Below are 16,049 nucleotides of genomic sequence, written 5' to 3' on the forward strand. Positions count from 1 at the left end.
CCCCGGGGCCCTGGTCGTGGCGTGCGGTGTATTACTGCACGTGTGCGCCGGAAGCGCTCTCCACCTTGTGCGCGGTGCGACCCAAGAGGTGCGTGGGCACCTTGTAGGTTTCCTTGGCGGTCAGCGCCGAGACCGAGGCAATCAGTGCGATCGCGGCGGTGAAGAGGCTGATGACCACCCAGCCGCCGGCCTCCAGGCCGCCCAAGGCTGCCACGATGGACGGGGCGAAGCCCGCCATCAGGAAGCCGAGCTGGGTGCCGATGGCAAGGCCGGAGAAACGGACCTGGGAGGAGAACATCTCGGCATAGAAGGACGGCCAAACGGCGTTGGTCGCTGCGTAGGCGCAGGAGAACACCAGCAGCGAGAGCGCGAACTGCAACACGGTGTTGCTGGTTTCCATGGAGCGCAGGTAGAACGGCATGAACGCAGCCGAGGCCAGGGCGCCGTAGATGAACACCGGCTTGCGCCCGATCTTGTCTGCCAGCTTGCCGAAGAACGGCTGGGTGAACAGCGCGCCGATGTTGCCGGCAACCACCAGCCACAGAGTGACCGACTCGTCCATGTTGCCGATGGACTTGCCGTAGGAGATGGCCAGCGTGCCGTAGACGGTTGACACCGCGGCGATGAAGGCGCAGAAAACCACGCGCAGCACGTCGCGCCAGTGGAAGCGGATCAGCACGCCCAGGGGCAGCTTGGCAATCTCGTTGTTCTTCTTGGCTTCCTCGAACTCCGGGGTCTCGTGCAGCGAGCGGCGGATGAAGAAGGTGACGATGACGACCACGGCCGAGAGCCAGAACGGGATGCGCCAGCCGATGCCGAACTTGAATTCGTCGGGCATTGCCACCACGGGAATGAAGATCAGCGCGGCGAGGATCTGCCCGCCCTGGGTGCCGGTGAGCGTCCAGGAGGTGAAGAAGGAGCGGCGGTCATCCGGTGCGTGTTCCAGGGTCAGCGAGGAGGCGCCGGCCTGCTCGCCGGCGGCTGAGAGGCCCTGCAGCAGGCGCGCGAACACCAGCAGCGCCGGGGCCAGCCAGCCGACCTGGTCGAAGGTGGGCAGGCAGCCGATCATGAAGGTGGCCGCGCCCATGAGCACCAGGGTGAACATCAGGACCTTTTGCCGCCCGATCCGGTCCCCGTAGTGGCCCAGGATGACCGCACCGATGGGGCGTGCCACGTAGGCGAAGCCGAAGGTGGCCAGGGACATGACAGCGGCATTGGCGCCGGCGTCGGGGAAGAACACGTGCGGGAAGATCAGCGCTGCCGCGGAGCCGAAGATGAAGAAGTCGTAGTATTCCACGGCGCTACCCATGAAGCTGGCCAGGGCGGCCTTGACCGGCGTCCTGCCCCCGGTGCCGGGCGCGTCCTGCGCCGGTGGTTGGATCGTCTTTGGCATCGGGTACTCCTAGGTGTGACGGGAAAATTGAGGGGGAACTCAACGTTTCTGCGAGATCTGTGTGCGCAAAGCGTACGGTTGTACGAATTGCGTACAACCACTAGAGTAGAGCTAAATCACATGCAAGACAATCCTCCCGCGAAAAATCTCAAGGACTGGAATATTCATGAGCACCAGCACGCAGTCGTACCTTGTAGGCCTGATCGGGGACGGAGTCATGCCATCGCTGACCCCGCCCATGCACGAGGCCGAGGCTGACGCCCACGGATTGCGCTACCTCTACCGCCCCGTCGACCTGGCCGAGATCGGCAAGGACGCCACCGAGGTCGGTGAGCTGCTGCGCGCCGGGGCGATGCTGGGATTCAACGCCTTCAACATCACCCACCCCTGCAAGCAGCTGGTGCTCGAGCACCTCGATGACATCAGCGACGAGGCCCGCGCCATCGGCGCGGTGAACACGGTAGTCATCAAGGACGGCAAGTTCCATGGCTACAACACCGACGCCTCCGGCTTCTCCTGGGCCCTGGCCAACGGACTGCCGGGAGCCGCGCTGGATTCGGTGCTGCAGCTGGGCGTCGGCGGGGCCGGCTCCGCGGTGGCCTACGCGCTGCTGGACTCCGGGGTCAAGGAGTTGCTGCTGGTGGACCCCGAGGCCACTCGCGCCGCCGAACGCGCCGCGACGCTGGCCATGCAGTTCCCCGAAGCCACCATCCTGGCCTGCGACTTCGACCAGGTCCCGGTCCTGCTGCCGCGCGTGAACGGCGTGCTCAACGCCAGCCCCGTGGGCATGCACCACCACCCCGGGCTGCCCTTCGACATCAGTGGGCTCACGCCCGGGCACTGGGTCGCCGACGTGGTCTACCGGCCGGTGGACACGGAACTGATCACCGCGGCCCGGGCCCTGGGCTGCCGCACCCTGGACGGCGGGCACATGGCAGTGGGCCAGGCGGTCGACGCCTTTGGCATCATCACCGGAACCGCCCCGGACACCGCCCGGATGCGCAACCACCTGCTCGAAATGCTGGAGGCGGGCCTCTAATGCGCACCTCCATCGCCACCGTCTGCATCTCCGGCACCCTCGAGCAGAAGATGCTCGCCTGCGCCAAGGCCGGCTTCGACGGCATCGAGATCTTCGAGCAAGACCTCACCGTCTCACCCATGTCCCCGGAAGAGGTCCGCGCCCTGGCCGACCGCCTGGGCCTGACCCTGGACCTCTTCCAGCCCTTCCGCGACTTCGAGGGCGTGGACGAGGCGACCCTCCGGGCCAACCTGGCGCGCGCCGAGGCCAAGTTCCGGCTCATGGGCCGGCTGGGCATCGACACCATGCTGCTGTGCTCCAACGTGGGCACCGCGACCATCGACGACGACGAACTTTTCGCCAGCCAGATCCGCGCCCTGGCCGAACTTGCCGCCGAACACGGGGTGAAGATCGCCTACGAGGCCCTGGCCTGGGGCAAGTTCGTGAACACCTACCAGCACTCCTACCGGATCGTCGAGCTGGTCGACCACCCCAACGTGGGCCTCTGCCTGGACTCCTTCCACATCCTCTCGCGCGGGGACGACCCGGCGGGCATCGCGGACATCCCGGCGGAGAAGATCTTCTTCGTCCAGCTGGCCGACGCCCCGGTGCTGTCCATGGACGTGCTCTCCTGGTCGCGGCACTACCGTGTGTTCCCCGGCGAGGGCGGCTTCGAGCTGGACGCCTTCATGGGGCACCTGGTCCGCTCCGGCTATGACGGCATCGTCTCGCTGGAGATCTTCAACGACGTCTTCCGCCAGTCCAACGTCGAGCGCACCGCCGTGGACGGGATGCGCTCGCTGATCTGGCTGCAGGACAAGACCGCCGCGCACCTGGGTGCAGGTGCACTTGACTACCCGTTGGGGCTCGCCGCCCTGCCCGGCGCCCAGGAGCCTTCGGGCTTCGACTACGCCGAGATCCGCACCGAGGACCCGGAAATCGTGGCAGGGATGCTGGCCCAGCTGGGCTTCACCTTCCGCGGCCAGCACCGTCGCAAGCCCGTCACGCTCTGGAGCGCGGGGGACGCGCGGATCATCATCAACACCCAGCGCAGCCGCGGGATCACCGCCGAGGTCTCCGGCTTCGGCATCCAGGTCCCCGACGCGGCCCTGGGCACGATGCGGGCCACCGCGTTGAAGGCCCCTGCGGTCCCGCGCCACCACACCGTGGGCGAGGCGCCGCTGCACGGCTTCACCGCACCGGATGCCACCGAGGTGTTCTTCGGGACCACGGCGGACGAGCCCGCCTGGGCCGCCGAATTCGGCGACGGCAGCAAGCCCGCGGACACCGGGGCCATCACCGGCATCGACCACGTCAACCTGGCCCAGCCCTGGCAGGCCTTCGACGAATCGGTCCTCTTCTACACCTCCACGCTGAACCTTTCCGCCCGTCCGGGCACCGAGGTCCCCAGCCCCATGGGCCTGGTCCGCTCCCAGGTGCTGCGCACCGAAGACGGCGCCGTGCGCCTGGCACTGAACATCGTGCCGCATGGACTGGAAGACACCCGCGACCGCGCCCCGGGCTATCCCGAGCACATTGCGGTGCACACCGATGACATCATCGCGCTGGCCCGCCGCGCGGTGGCCGCGGGCATGGAATTCCTGGCCGTGCCGAACAACTATTATGAAGACCTGGCGGCACGGTTCGGGCTCGATGGGGAAACCCTGGCGCAGTTGCAGGAACTGAACCTGCTCTACGACCGCGACGAGCGCGGCGAGTTCCTGCATTTCTACACCGAAACCGTGGGCTCGATGTTCCTTGAGGTCGTGCAGCGCCGCGGCGGCTACGACGGCTACGGGGCACCCAACGCGCCGGTCCGACTGGCCGCGCAATTCGAACGCAACCGCTTGACGACGTACTAGAACCAGAACAAGGGGAGTGGTGAGCCATGGCCGAGCAGCCTGACTACTATGTGAAGTCGGCGGAAAAGACGCTGGCGGTGTTGCTGGCCTTTGATGCCGCGCACCCGTTGCTGACCGTGACCCAGGTGGCCGAGGCCATCGGCGTCTCGCGTGCAGCTGCCCGCCGATTTCTGCTCACCCTGGTGGACCTGGGATACCTGGAAGCGGACGGCAACTCCTACCGGCAGACAGCGCGGGTGCTGGACATCGGGGCTTCCTACCTCTCCGGGCTGACCCTGCCCCAGGTCGCGCGGCCGCACCTGCAGTCCCTGGCCGTCGAGCTTTCGGAGACCACTGCCCTGTGCGTGCTCGATGGCCAGGACATCCTCTACGTCGAGCGGATCAGCAACCCGCGCCACCACTCCATGAACGTGAGCATCGGCAACAGGCTCCCGGCCTGGGCCACCTCCATGGGCAGGGTGCTGGTGGCCGAGCTGCCGGAGGCTGCGCGCGAGGAGTTCCTTTCCAACGCCAAGCTGACCAGCTTCACCTCCAGGACGGTCGCCAGCATCGACGACCTGCGTACCGAGTTGGAAACCGTGCATGCGCAGGGCTGGTCCCTGGTCGCCCAGGAGCTGGATGACGGGTTGCGCGGCCTGGCGGTTCCCGTCTACCGGGGCGCGCAGTTGCTCGGCGCGCTGAACGTCTCGGTGCAGCCCGGGCGCATCGGCTCCACCTCGATCACCGATGAGATGCTGCCCCTGATGCGCAAGGTCGCCAACGACATCGCCGATGACTTCGGCGGGCGCACCGCGGCGCGCAACTAGGCGTTGCTCCACCGAACCGCCGTCTGACTCCACCGAACCCTCCCGAGGGTTTCCTACCGGATGAGCCGTGATTGCCGCAGCCAGTCCTCGAGGATGGGTGCGGCCGCGGAGGTTTCCTCGCCGCGTACCGCCAACCCGGGCCTGACCTCGGAAGTCGGAAGTGAACCCCGATAGTCGTCTTCGATGTTGCCCATGCCGCTGACCGCGTAGGTGACGAAGGGCAGGACCGTTTTGCCAGCGAGGCCGACACCCTCGAGGAAGGTGGAGATGATCATGGGTGCCCGTACGCTCCAGACGGGACTGCCAATCAGCACCGTGTCGTACCGCCTCACATCCGGCAGCGGGTTCGCGATCGGGGGCCGGGCATTTGCGCGTTGTTCCTGGGCATTGCGTGAGACCGTTTCGTCATAGGACTCCGGGTAGGGGAGCGCTTCCTCGATCCGGTACACGTCGCAGGGGATTCGATCCCCGATCATCGTCGCCAACACCTCGGTGTTGCCCACCTCGAGGATGCGCCGTCCGCCGTAGAAGTAGTTCTCGCCGGCCCGCGAGAAGTAGGCGAGCAGGGTTTTCGTGCCGGTTTCTTCCGCAGCAGTCGTTGTCCGGGACGGTTGGTCCGCTGCGGGACGGCTGTTACCGGTCGGGCCTTCCGGCGCGCATCCGGCCAGTGCGGCAATCAGCGCGCCGCCTCCGAGCATCCCGGCGTTGAGCAGGGTTCGCCGGTTGGGGTTCTCTTTCATGGTTTGTCTCCGATCGATACGCGGGCTGATTGCCGAGTGCCGCTTGTTGCCGTGCGCTTCCGGCCGGCCAGTTCGGCGGGGAGGATGAGCGCGATCGCGGCCACCAACGCGACGGCGAGCATCACGGTGCCTCCCGCGTAGGCATCCACGACCCTGCCCTCCAGCGTGCTCGCTCCGGCGGCCACCGAGGTCAGCAATGCGACACCGAGGGTGCTGCCGAGCTGGTGCGCGGTGTTCACCAGGCCGGACGCCGCACCCGCGTCCTGAGGGAGGGCGCCGGCGATGCCGGCAGAGGTGAGCGGGCCAAAGGCCAGGCCCTGTCCGAGCCCGATGACCAATAGCGGGCCCACCACGCCGGCGATGAAGGGCGTGTCGGCCGTGAGCCGGGAGATCCAGCCCATGCCGCCCAGCACCAGGGCGAAGCCCGCGACCAGCAAGGCGGCGTTGCCGAATTTTCCCACCAGCCGCGACACGAACAGGGAGGACATGAACTGGAGAATGGTCATCGGCAGGAAGCCCAGACCGGCCTGGAGCGGGGTCCAGCCGTAGACGCCCTGGAAGAACTGGGTGGTGAAGAAGAAGAAACCGATCATGGCGCCGGCGAAGAACAGGCGCGCGATGGCCGCCCCGGTCCGTTCCCGGCTGCGGAACAGGCGCAGCGGCATGATTGGTTGCCGGGCACGCCATTCGTTGAGCACGAAGACTGCAAGCACGATCGCGCCCAGGACCAGGGACCCGATCGTGAGCGGAGCGCTCCAGCCCTGTTCGGCGACATTGATGATGCCATAGACCAGGGCGCCCATTCCGAGGGTCGAGGTGATGGCGCCGGCCGCATCGAAGCGGCCGCGCACGGCGGGGAAGGCCGGAAGGAATTTCCAGGAGGCGATGATCATGAGCGCTGCGATGGGAACGTTGATGAAGAACCCCGCACGCCAGGAGATCCAGTCGGCCAACGCGCCGCCGGCGACAAGACCGAGGCTCGCGCCAAGTCCGGCAGTGGTCCCGTAGGCGGCCACGGCGCGGGAGCGCTCCGGACCGGCCGGGAACAACGCGGTGATCAGCGAGAGCGATGCCGGGGCGACGATGGCGGCCCCGATGCCCTGGAAGGTGCGGGCCGCGATGATCCACACCTCGTTCTGGGCGGTACCGACAAGGAACGAGGCCAGGCCGAACAGCACAAGCCCCGCCACGAAGACCCGTTGGCGACCCAGCAGGTCCCCGGCACGCGCCCCGAGGAGCAGGAGCCCGCCGAACACCAGCGTGTAGGCGTTTTGCACCCAGGCCATGGCCGCCGGGGAGAGATCCATGCTGGCCTGGATCTGCGGCAGGCCGGTGAAGATGATTGAGTTGTCCAGGACGATCATGAAGTAGCTGACGAGCACGATCGCGAGGACCATTCCGTTGTGGCTCCCGGTGTCCGACGCTCGGCCGACCGGCTTCGCAGATGTTTTTGTCGATTCCATACCCACAAGTCCACCGCGGATCGGAAACATCAGGAAGTGGCTGTTATTCAAGGTATTGCCAGTACCTCCCTCGGCAAACCGCCGGCCGGAGGCTACCGGTTGATGTCGGCTTCCTCGATTTTCGCCTGCTGCTCGTTCGTCGCGGCCCATATGGAAAGGAGCCGCAGCCGCTCCTCGGTCACCGAACCCGGCTCGGCACCGTAGACGATCAGGGACTGGCCAACGTCGGCCGGTAAATCCATGACCTCGAAGCTCAGGTCCAGGTCGCCAACCATCCGGTGGTGAAGGGCCTTGGAGCCGGTGTCGTGGTACCTCACGTCGTGAGCCGCCCAGAGCGCGGCGAATTCCCGGCTCTTGGCAGAGAGCTCTCCGATGAGTTCCGTCAGTGACTGGTCGTGGGGATCACGGCCGATCTCCGTGCGCAGGTTGGCGACGATGTCGGCAGCCGCTTTTGGCCAGTCGCGGAAGAACTCTCGGGCACCGTCGTTGAGGAAAAGGTAACGCACGGTGTTGACGGTTCCGCCCGCGTCGGCATCCGCGTAGAGCTCGGAATACAGCGCCCGGCCCAGTCCGTTCGCGGCCAAGAGATCCCGGCGGCTGTTGCGCACGAACGCAGGCGCATCGGTGAGTCCGTCGACAACGCGCTGCACCGCTTGCCGGACCGTTTGGGACGGTGTGCGCCGCCGCCCCGGCTTGATGGTTGCCGAGCTGGATGCGAGGTGGAAGAGGTGTTCGCGCTCCGGCTCATTCAGCTGCAACGCCTGGGCAAGTGAGTAGAGCACGCCTTCGGAGACGCTGCCGAAATTTCCGCGCTCGAGCTTCGTGTAATAGTCGACGCTCACTCCGGCAAGCATTGCCACCTCTTCGCGCCGCAGCCCGGCGACCCGGCGGTTTCCGCCGTAGGCGGGCAGTTTCGCCTGCTCCGGGGTGATCTTCGCGCGGCGCGAAGACAAGAACTCTCGTATTTCATCGCGGGGATCCATAGCTCGCAACTTTACGCCGGTGCCGTTCACCGAGACAGGCCCTGCCAGTACCTGCCCGGCAGGGTCACCCCTCGAAAGGCGCTCACCGGGGGCTTCCGAAACGACTATGGCATCCGCAGCACGATCTTGCCCAACGCCTGCCCGCTGCCCAGGCGTTCCACGGCCGATGCAGCGTCCGCAAACGGCAGCACAGTATCCACCACTGCCTTGATGCGGCCGTCGGCCAGGGCCGGAAGCACCCGGGACTCGAGGGCTGCCAGCAGATCCCCGATGGTCTCCGGCGGGGTGAAACCGTAGGAGACCGATTGCAACGTGGCCTGGCGCGCGGCCAGTGCGTACAGGTCAACGGTTGCCTCGGAGCCGCCGAGCCGGCCGACGCTGATGATCTTCCCGCCGAGGCGGGTGGCCGGCACGACTGCGGCGATCATCTCTCCTGCCACGTGGTCCAGCACCGCGGAAACGCCCTGGCCAGCGGTTGCCTCCAGCACCGCGGCGACGAGGTCCTGCTCGCCGGTGGTGATGGCGGTGTCGGCGCCGATCCGCTCGAGCAGTGCCCGTTTGTGCGCGGACCGGGTGGTGGCGATCACCGGCGCCGCACCCATGAGGCGGGCGAGCTGCACCCCGATCAGGCCGATGCCGGAGGCCGCGGCGGTGATCAACACCGAATCGCCGGCCCCGACGCCGGCCACGGACAGGGCCCCCGACTCGGTCAGCAGGGCCGTGGGCAGGCTGGCCGCATCCTCGAAGGACACGGACTCGGGAATCGTTATGACGTGGCGGTGGTGGACCACGACATACTGGGCGAATGCGGCGGGCGTGGTTCCCGCGACGCGGGCTCCGACGAGCCCCGCATCCACTCCCGACCCGACGCCGATGACCTCGCCACTGAATTCGTAGCCGGCGATGCGTTCATCCCCGCCGTGGGCCAGATCGGCGTTGTTCAACGCGAGCGCCCGGGTCCGCACCAGTAGCTGGTCGGACCCGGGCACGGGAACTGGACGTTCCCCGGCTCGCAGCGCGAGGTTGTTCCCGGTCAATAGGACGTTCATCGTCGTTCTCACAAGTGGTTCCTTCGTCTTCGCAGTGGTCTTGGACATGCCAAGGCCGCCCACCCTACGGTGCGCGGCCCTGAATCCACTAGTTGTTGCCCTTCAGCGCGGCCAGGTCGCGGCGCACACGCTCGGGTTCTTTTTCCACGGGCATGTTGGCGCGGTCCCGAACCCCGTCCAGGGAATCGGCCGGATCCTTTTCCAAGGCTTCAAAAACGGGATCCAGGTCGTCCTGGGCAGCTCCGTGATCGGCCACCAGCTCAACGGTCAGGTTCTCGGCGACATCACTGGAGAGGCTGTCAACCAGCACGCGGGCGATCTGGTGCCTGGCGATCACCCCGTCCGCCGGGCTGCCGGCCCGGCGGTCATCACCCTGCAACAGGGTGATCTCCAACTGGGTGGCGTCGTTGTAGTCGAACCATCCAGGGCGCACGATCGTGTAGGGGTTGCCACTGGCCCGCACCAGGCGTTCGCCGCGGCGCTTCCAGTCGTGTGTGCCACCGGGAACCGTCACGCCGATGGAGGTCATCAGCCCGATGCGCACGCGTCGGCCCTCCAGCGCCGCCAGCACGTTCTTCACGGCCCCGTAGTCCACTGCCTCGGCGGCCTTGGCATCCCCGTAGGTCGATCCCTGGGTGAAGACGACCGCGTCGATGTCGGCGACCGCCTTGGCCAGCGTGTCTTGTTTCGTTAGCTCGCCGACCACAAGTTCTGCCGCGGGGTCGAGCCGGCCGGCCTGCCCCGCATTTCGGACCAGGGCCCGGGTGTCGTAGCCCTGCCGGACGGCCTCGGCAACCACGTGGCGACCGACGCTTCCGGTGGCTCCAACCACCAGGACGGTGCGGTGCCTGGGTGTGCTCTGTTCCATGGTGCTCTCTCCTTCTGTTGCCGTCTTCATTTTCGTGGCAGCCGCCACCGAACCTGTGTGGTTCACGCTTCGGGGATCTCCCGCCCGAAGGCCTCCAGGGTGATCGAGTCCGGATCGGGTCCGCCGCGCTCTCCGGTCTCGAGGCCCGCCAGCGCATTCATCTGTTCCCCGGTAAGTTCGAAGTCAAAGACGTCGAAGTTCTCGGCGATGCGCTCGGGGCGGACAGACTTCGGGATGACGGAGTGTCCGAGCTGCAGCTGCCAGCGCAACATCACCTGGGCCGCGGACTTGCCGTGCGCCTCGGCGATGGAAAGGATGTCGGGGTCGTTGAAGGTGCTCCTGGTGGCGTCGCCGCGGTAGGAGGTGATGCCACCAATCGGGGACCAGGCTTGGGTGAGGATGCCGGACTCCATATTCACCTTGCGGACCTCGGGCTGGGTGAAGTACGGATGGGCCTCGATCTGGTTGACCGCGGGGACGGTCGTGGTGGCCTCGCGCAGCGCCGCCAGGTGGTCCGGCATGAAGTTGCTGACGCCGATGGCGCGCACGGCACCGTCGGCCAGCAGCTGCTCCAGTGCGTTGTAGGCGGCGATCGTCCTGTCGAATTCAACCGACAGCGGCTGGTGGAGGATAAACAGGTCCAACGTGTCAACGCCGAGCTTGCCTGCGCTCTTCTCGAAGGCATGAAGGGTCTCATCAAAGCCGTAGTCGCTGATCCACACCTTGGTCTCGATGAAGATCTCGGAGCGGTCAACGCCGGAGCGGCGGATGCCCTCGCCGACCTCGCGCTCGTTGAAGTACGCGGCCGCGGTGTCGATGTGGCGGTAGCCGGTTTCCAAGGCGGTGGCGACGGCATCCGTGGTGGTCTCGGGCGGGGTCTGGTAGACGCCGAGCCCGATGGCGGGCATGGAAACCCCGTTGTTGAGGGTGATCTTCATGGTTGTTCTCCTAAGTCGTTAGGGGCGGACGAGTACTTTGAGTGCCTGGCGGTCGGCCATGGCCCGGTAGCCGGCGGGCACCTCGTCCAGGGTGACGGTGCGGTCGAAGACCTTTCCCGGATTGATGGTTCCGTCAAGGACCAGCGGCAGCAGTTCCTCGATGTAGGAGCGGGCCGGTGCCACACCTCCGGTCAGGGTGATGTTCCGCATGAAATCGCCGAACCCCAGCGGCACCTCGGGGAATTGCGGGGCCCCGACGCGGCTGATGGTTCCGCCATCGCGGATGACGCCGATGGCCATCTCGAGTGCGGGCTTGAGGCCGACGGCCTCGAGCACCACGTGGGTTCCATCGCCGTTGGTCAGTTCCCTGACCTTGGCGATGCCCTCGGCGCCGCGCTCGGCCACCACGTCGGTGGCCCCGAACTCGCGGCCGAGGTTGGTCCGCACTTCGTGGCGGCCCATCAAGATGATGCGGCCGGCTCCCATGAGCTTGGCCGAGATCACCGCGCAGAGTCCCACCGCTCCGTCGCCAATCACTGTGACGGACTGGCCGGGTTTGATGCGCGCCTTCGTGGCGGCGTGGTATCCGGTGGACATGACATCGGAGAGGCTCAGCAGCGAGGGGAGCAAGGACTCGTCAAAGCCCCCGGCGACCTTGACGAGGGTGCCGGAGGCCTGTGGCACGCGGGCGAATTCGCCCTGGCCACCATCGTCGGGACCGCCCCAGTGTGCACCGTGGCGGCAGGAGGTCTGCAGGCCCTCAAGACAGAAGTCGCAGGTGCCGCACGAGGCGACAAACGGGGCGATGACGAAGTCGCCGATTCCCAGGCCGGTGACCTCGGGGCCGAGCTCGGTCACGATGCCGACGAATTCGTGACCCATGCGCGAGCCCTCGGAGTTTTCGGGCTTCGATGCGTAGGGCCACAGGTCGCTGCCGCAGATGCAGCCGGCGGTGATGCGCACGATCGCGTCGGTGGGCTGCCGGATGGTGGGGGTGGGGACGGTTTCGACGCGCACGTCTCCGGCGCCGTACATCAATGTAGCTCGCATGCTTGCGGATCCTTGCCTAGGTTAGTGGTCCGTTTCCAGTCAATACCGGCACTGCTCATCGTGGGAGTCCCCGTTGATCGGGGTATTCGCAGTACCCCGCATCCCGGTGCCGCATCGCGCTGCGGGAAAAGCCGGTGGCGTCCAGTTTTTCCCCGGCGCGGGCGGTCCGCGTGGTCAGAAGGTGGTGGCACGTGAAAACGTCGGTTTCCACACGCTGTCGTCCTCTACGAAGGTCGTGGTCATCTGCAGCGGCCAGACGGCCCTGGAGCCCCAGATGGTTGCGTCGACGAGGTTCCTTGCGACCAGCAGGGCCCTGGTTCCATTGATCTCCACCGTCACCGACTGCTCGATGATCTCGTGGTAAACCATCTGGCCCGAGCGGATGTGTTCCAGCCATTCGGTCTTGGGCTGGCGGTAGTCGGTGATGTGCACGAGCACGAACGTTTCGGCAAGAAGGTCTTCGAGCTTATCGACGCGTGCGGCAACCATCCAAAGGTTCTCGTCGGTGTTCGCTTGCCGGATCGCGGCCTCTGCCGTCGAATCATTCATTGGTCTCATCGCATGGCCGGATTCTGCGATGGAGCTGCGGGGCTTTCTCCCGGGGTCCGGTTTTCGTGTTCCTGTTCCCGTCCGGCCCCCAGTACGCTCGAGCGCAGCGAGAAGGCCACGGCAACCGCGCCCAGGACGAAGAGAACCGCCACGAGCGGGATAGTTGCGATGCCGAGGTAGGTCACGGCAAGGCCGCCGATGGTGGCGCCCAGGGCGAACCCGACCTGGGCCAGGAGGATGCCGATGCTCATGGAAGTTTCGGGTGCGCGCCGTCCGAGCAGGAGGATCGTTTGCTGGGAGATCAGGATTGTCCCGGAAAAGCCGACGCCCCACACTGCAACGGCCGCCAGGACCACGGGAAGCGAACCGGTGCCGGTGGCCAGGATGCCAAGGGCAACCACGACGGCCGCCGGGGCCACGACGAGTGCCGCTGGAACCGATCGTTTCGCGATCCTGCCGATGAGGATGACGCCCAGGATGCCTCCGGCGCCCAGGACGAACAGGGAGATGCCGGTGACGTAGGCAGGGATTCCGAGCTGCTTGAGATATGCGTCGAAGTAGGTGAGGACGACGAAGTGCCCGACCATCAGCAGGGCCCACCCGAGGCACACCCGCACGACACCGGGAAGCCGTGCGGCCTCAAGTATGGAGACACGTCCCTCGGCTGCGCTCCTGATCTGCGGCACGGTGAGGCAGAGCATCACCCCGACGAGCAAGGCCACGCCCGCGGCAACAATGAACGTGACACGCCATCCGACGGCCACGCCGACCAGCGACGCGATCGGCGCTCCCAAGGCCATGCCCAGCGTGTTTGCTCCCAGCACGACGGACATCGCCCGTCCGGCGTGGCGTGGTCCGGCGATGCGGACGGCGACCGCGGGGATCAGCGCGCACTGCACCGCGAAGGAGGCGCCACCAATGAAGCGGCCGATGTCTGCGGCAAAGATCGAGGGCGCCACCGCGACGACCAGGTTGCTGATGACAAAGACCGCCATCACCGAAACCAGTGCCGTGCGCCGCCCGAAGCGCATGGCCAAGGCAGTCAGCGGCAGCACGAGGAGCGCGTTGCCCAGCGCGAAGAAAGTGGTCATGGTGCCGACGGCCGCCAGGCTCACCTCAAGATCGGTGGCGATGGCGTTCAGCAGGCCAGCGGGGCTGAGCTCGACCGTGAGTCCGAGAAAGCCGGCGAATCCGAGGGCGAGTATGGGCAGCCAGGGGAACTTGTCCGAGGCGGTGCCCTCCGCAATGCCGCGTACGGCTGTGGGGGAAGTCATGGGGACCCTTCAGGGTGGGTGTTTTCTGGTCTGGTCGGCGATTCTGTCGCCTTCTGCCTCTACAAAACCATGGAAGGTTGAGGGCCCAACAGGCACGCCTGGGCCATGCATTGACCATCCATGCACTGCCAGTGCATGGATGGGTGGCCCGCAGCGAACTATCGTGGATAGATATGAGCAGCCGAGACGACATCCAACAGTTCCTGACATCCAGGCGGGCCAAGATCACCCCCGAGCAGGCGGGCCTGGCATCGTACGGCCGGCGGCGGGTGCCCGGACTGCGTCGTGAAGAGGTGGCGATGCTGACCCAAGTCAGCGTCGACTACTACGGTCGACTCGAACGCGGAAACCTCAAGGGCGTCTCCGAGAGCGTCTTGGCATCCCTGGTCCGGGCCCTGCAACTCGACGATGTCGAGGAACGTCACCTGCGTGATTTGATGCGGGCTTCCAGCACCGAGGTGCGTCCCGCTCGGCATCGTCCAGCGCCGACGAATATCCGCCCGGCGGTTCAGCGCATGCTCGACGCCATGGGGGAGCTTCCCGCGGTCATCCAGAACGGCAGGCTGGACATCGTCGCGGCCAACCGGATGGGCAGGGCACTGTACTTTGACCAGTTCGACACCCCGACGCCGCCGGCGAACCACGCGCGATTCACCTTCCTTGATCCGCGCGGACGGCAGTTCGCACCGAACTGGGAGCAGGCGGCCAACGACATCGTGGCCATCCTCCGTGCCGAAGCGGGACGGGACCCGCACGATCGCCAGCTGACGGACCTCATCGGTGAACTTTCCACGCGCAGCGATGAGTTCCGCATCCGCTGGGCGGCCCACAACGTCCACCAGCACAAGAGCGGTTCGAAGCGGATCCACCATCGGGCCGTGGGCGAGATGGCCCTCGACTTCGAGGTGATGACCCTTGAAGGGGATCCCACGTTGCGGCTCGTCGTCTTCAGCGCGGAACCGCAATCCCCGTCCCATGACTCCCTGCAGCTGCTTTCCAATTGGGCGGCGACGTTGGAGAACACGGAGCGCGCCGACAGCCGGAAAACGACCTAGCGCGCTCGCCGGGCCGCCCGGCCTACACACGCCCCCCGCAGCCGGGGTCCCGCATCCCACGGGCCCGGCGGGGGAGACTTTACGGGCTGCGCGCGGCATCGGGTTGGAAGGAAGTAGGCCATAAACTGGCGGCTAGTGTCCATTGTCGAAGTCGATGCGCATGACCAGCCGACGCGGGGTCGGATGGCTGACCGCCGTGAATCCGGCTTCCTCGAAGATGGACCGGCTGCCCACGTACATCTCGCCCCACATGGCCTTTTTCCCCTCGGGCAGCAGGATTGGGTAGCCCTCCACGGCGCTGGCCCCGCGGTCACGGGCGAAGTCCACCGCCGCGACGGCCATGGCCCGGCTGACACCCATGCGCCGGTAGCCGGTGCGGGTCACGAAGCAGACAGCAGCCCAGACGTCCTGGCTGTCCTTGTCCTCGTCGCGTCCGCTCCACGGGACCTTCGAGGTGCGCAGTCGCGGGTAGGCGGTGCGCGGTTCGATGGCGCACCAGCCGACGGGCTCGGACTCGAGGTAGCCGACCAACCCGCTGGTGTTTGTCGCCTGGGGATGCCCGCACGCGGTCTGGGTGCGCAACCGATGGACCCGTTCCTCATCGGTGAGCATGTAGAAGCTTTTTCCGGGATTCTGGAACCACTGGCATTGGCAGTGCCCTGCATCGCCCCGGGTGCCGAAGATCTTTTCCAGGTCCTCGTTGCTGGCCTGGTTCGCCGGAACGATGCGCAGGTCTGCCCTCTTGGTGGTTTCCTGGTTGGTTTCCATTGACGAGCACTCCCGCGGACTGTGGCGTGGGCCCGCCGGGATTCGGCAGGTTCCCTGCCTTCGAGACTGCCAGTGCCGCATTCGCCGGTCAAGGGGCACAGCGCGAACGAAGGGCGGCTCGGGCTACTTGGCCTTCTTGGCTGCGCCCTTCTCGGTGTTGGCGTCCCGGTTGGACAGTTGGCCCTCGCTGTTTTCCAGGTGGGATCGCATGAACCACTGGAATTGCTCCAGCT

The 16,049-nt window shown here is 66.5% G+C and carries 15 protein-coding genes; 4 read left to right on the forward strand and 11 right to left on the reverse strand.

The window, feature by feature from the left end; genetic code table 11:
* Positions 1–31: 31 nt before the first annotated feature.
* The gene (locus tag ACIPUB_RS19175) at positions 32–1,393 is read right to left on the reverse strand and encodes an MFS transporter (RefSeq protein WP_407608838.1); all 1,362 of its coding nucleotides are present in this window, start codon (positions 1,391–1,393) and stop codon (positions 32–34) included.
* Between the two features lie 166 nt (positions 1,394–1,559).
* Here ACIPUB_RS19175 and ACIPUB_RS19180 point away from each other — a divergent pair, with 166 nt between their 5' ends.
* The 3 genes from ACIPUB_RS19180 to ACIPUB_RS19190 are packed head-to-tail and all read left to right on the forward strand — an operon-like array spanning position 1,560 to position 5,079.
* Positions 1,560–2,432 (forward strand): shikimate dehydrogenase, encoded by an 873-nt coding sequence (locus ACIPUB_RS19180; RefSeq protein ID WP_407608839.1) that lies wholly within the window; start codon positions 1,560–1,562, stop codon positions 2,430–2,432.
* Positions 2,432–4,273 (forward strand): bifunctional sugar phosphate isomerase/epimerase/4-hydroxyphenylpyruvate dioxygenase family protein, encoded by a 1,842-nt coding sequence (locus ACIPUB_RS19185; RefSeq protein ID WP_407608840.1) that lies wholly within the window; start codon positions 2,432–2,434, stop codon positions 4,271–4,273. The genes ACIPUB_RS19180 and ACIPUB_RS19185 overlap by 1 nt, the downstream gene beginning before the upstream one ends.
* Positions 4,274–4,299: 26 nt before the next feature.
* The gene (locus ACIPUB_RS19190) at positions 4,300–5,079 is read left to right on the forward strand and encodes an IclR family transcriptional regulator C-terminal domain-containing protein (protein ID WP_407608841.1); all 780 of its coding nucleotides are present in this window, start codon (positions 4,300–4,302) and stop codon (positions 5,077–5,079) included.
* 53 nt (positions 5,080–5,132) lie between these two features.
* On the opposite strand, the gene ACIPUB_RS19195 is transcribed toward ACIPUB_RS19190, so the two are convergent.
* The 9 genes from ACIPUB_RS19195 to ACIPUB_RS19235 form a co-directional block, all read right to left on the reverse strand.
* Positions 5,133–5,819 carry a flavodoxin gene (locus ACIPUB_RS19195; protein WP_407608842.1) on the reverse strand — a complete coding sequence of 229 codons (687 nt, stop codon included), beginning with the start codon at positions 5,817–5,819 and terminating at the stop codon, positions 5,133–5,135.
* On the reverse strand, positions 5,816–7,216 hold the full coding sequence (locus tag ACIPUB_RS19200) for an MFS transporter (RefSeq protein WP_407608843.1): 1,401 nt from the start codon (positions 7,214–7,216) through the stop codon (positions 5,816–5,818). Before ACIPUB_RS19200 ends, ACIPUB_RS19195 begins: the two co-directional genes overlap by 4 nt.
* A gap of 158 nt (positions 7,217–7,374) precedes the next feature.
* Entirely contained in the window at positions 7,375–8,265 is an 891-nt protein-coding gene (locus ACIPUB_RS19205) for a helix-turn-helix transcriptional regulator (RefSeq protein ID WP_407608844.1), read from the reverse strand.
* A 104-nt stretch (positions 8,266–8,369) separates the two neighbouring features.
* Entirely contained in the window at positions 8,370–9,326 is a 957-nt protein-coding gene (locus ACIPUB_RS19210; protein ID WP_407608845.1) for a zinc-binding alcohol dehydrogenase family protein, read from the reverse strand.
* Between the two features lie 76 nt (positions 9,327–9,402).
* Complete coding sequence (locus ACIPUB_RS19215; RefSeq protein WP_407608846.1) at positions 9,403–10,182, reverse strand: SDR family oxidoreductase; 780 nt, start codon at positions 10,180–10,182, stop codon at positions 9,403–9,405.
* A 62-nt stretch (positions 10,183–10,244) separates the two neighbouring features.
* A complete protein-coding gene (locus tag ACIPUB_RS19220; protein ID WP_407608847.1) occupies positions 10,245–11,120 on the reverse strand; it encodes an aldo/keto reductase in 876 nt (291 codons plus the stop codon).
* Positions 11,121–11,138: 18 nt separating this feature from the next.
* Complete coding sequence (locus ACIPUB_RS19225; RefSeq protein ID WP_407608848.1) at positions 11,139–12,170, reverse strand: zinc-binding dehydrogenase; 1,032 nt, start codon at positions 12,168–12,170, stop codon at positions 11,139–11,141.
* Positions 12,171–12,344: 174 nt separating this feature from the next.
* Positions 12,345–12,719: a nuclear transport factor 2 family protein gene (locus tag ACIPUB_RS19230; RefSeq protein ID WP_407608849.1), complete on the reverse strand. Its 375-nt coding sequence runs from the start codon at positions 12,717–12,719 to the stop codon at positions 12,345–12,347.
* Positions 12,720–12,724: 5 nt separating this feature from the next.
* Complete coding sequence (locus tag ACIPUB_RS19235) at positions 12,725–13,993, reverse strand: MFS transporter (protein WP_407608850.1); 1,269 nt, start codon at positions 13,991–13,993, stop codon at positions 12,725–12,727.
* Between the two features lie 173 nt (positions 13,994–14,166).
* On the opposite strand from ACIPUB_RS19235, the gene ACIPUB_RS19240 reads away from it, so the two are divergent.
* The gene (locus tag ACIPUB_RS19240; RefSeq protein ID WP_407608851.1) at positions 14,167–15,048 is read left to right on the forward strand and encodes a helix-turn-helix transcriptional regulator; all 882 of its coding nucleotides are present in this window, start codon (positions 14,167–14,169) and stop codon (positions 15,046–15,048) included.
* Between the two features lie 132 nt (positions 15,049–15,180).
* Here the strand turns inward: ACIPUB_RS19240 and ACIPUB_RS19245 are convergent, their stop codons facing one another.
* Entirely contained in the window at positions 15,181–15,816 is a 636-nt protein-coding gene (locus tag ACIPUB_RS19245; RefSeq protein WP_407608852.1) for a GNAT family N-acetyltransferase, read from the reverse strand.
* Positions 15,817–16,049: the final 233 nt, after the last annotated feature.

Origin of the sequence: Paeniglutamicibacter sp. ORCA_105, from assembly GCF_045798545.1 — a bacterium.
GTDB lineage: Bacteria > Actinomycetota > Actinomycetes > Actinomycetales > Micrococcaceae > Paeniglutamicibacter > Paeniglutamicibacter sulfureus.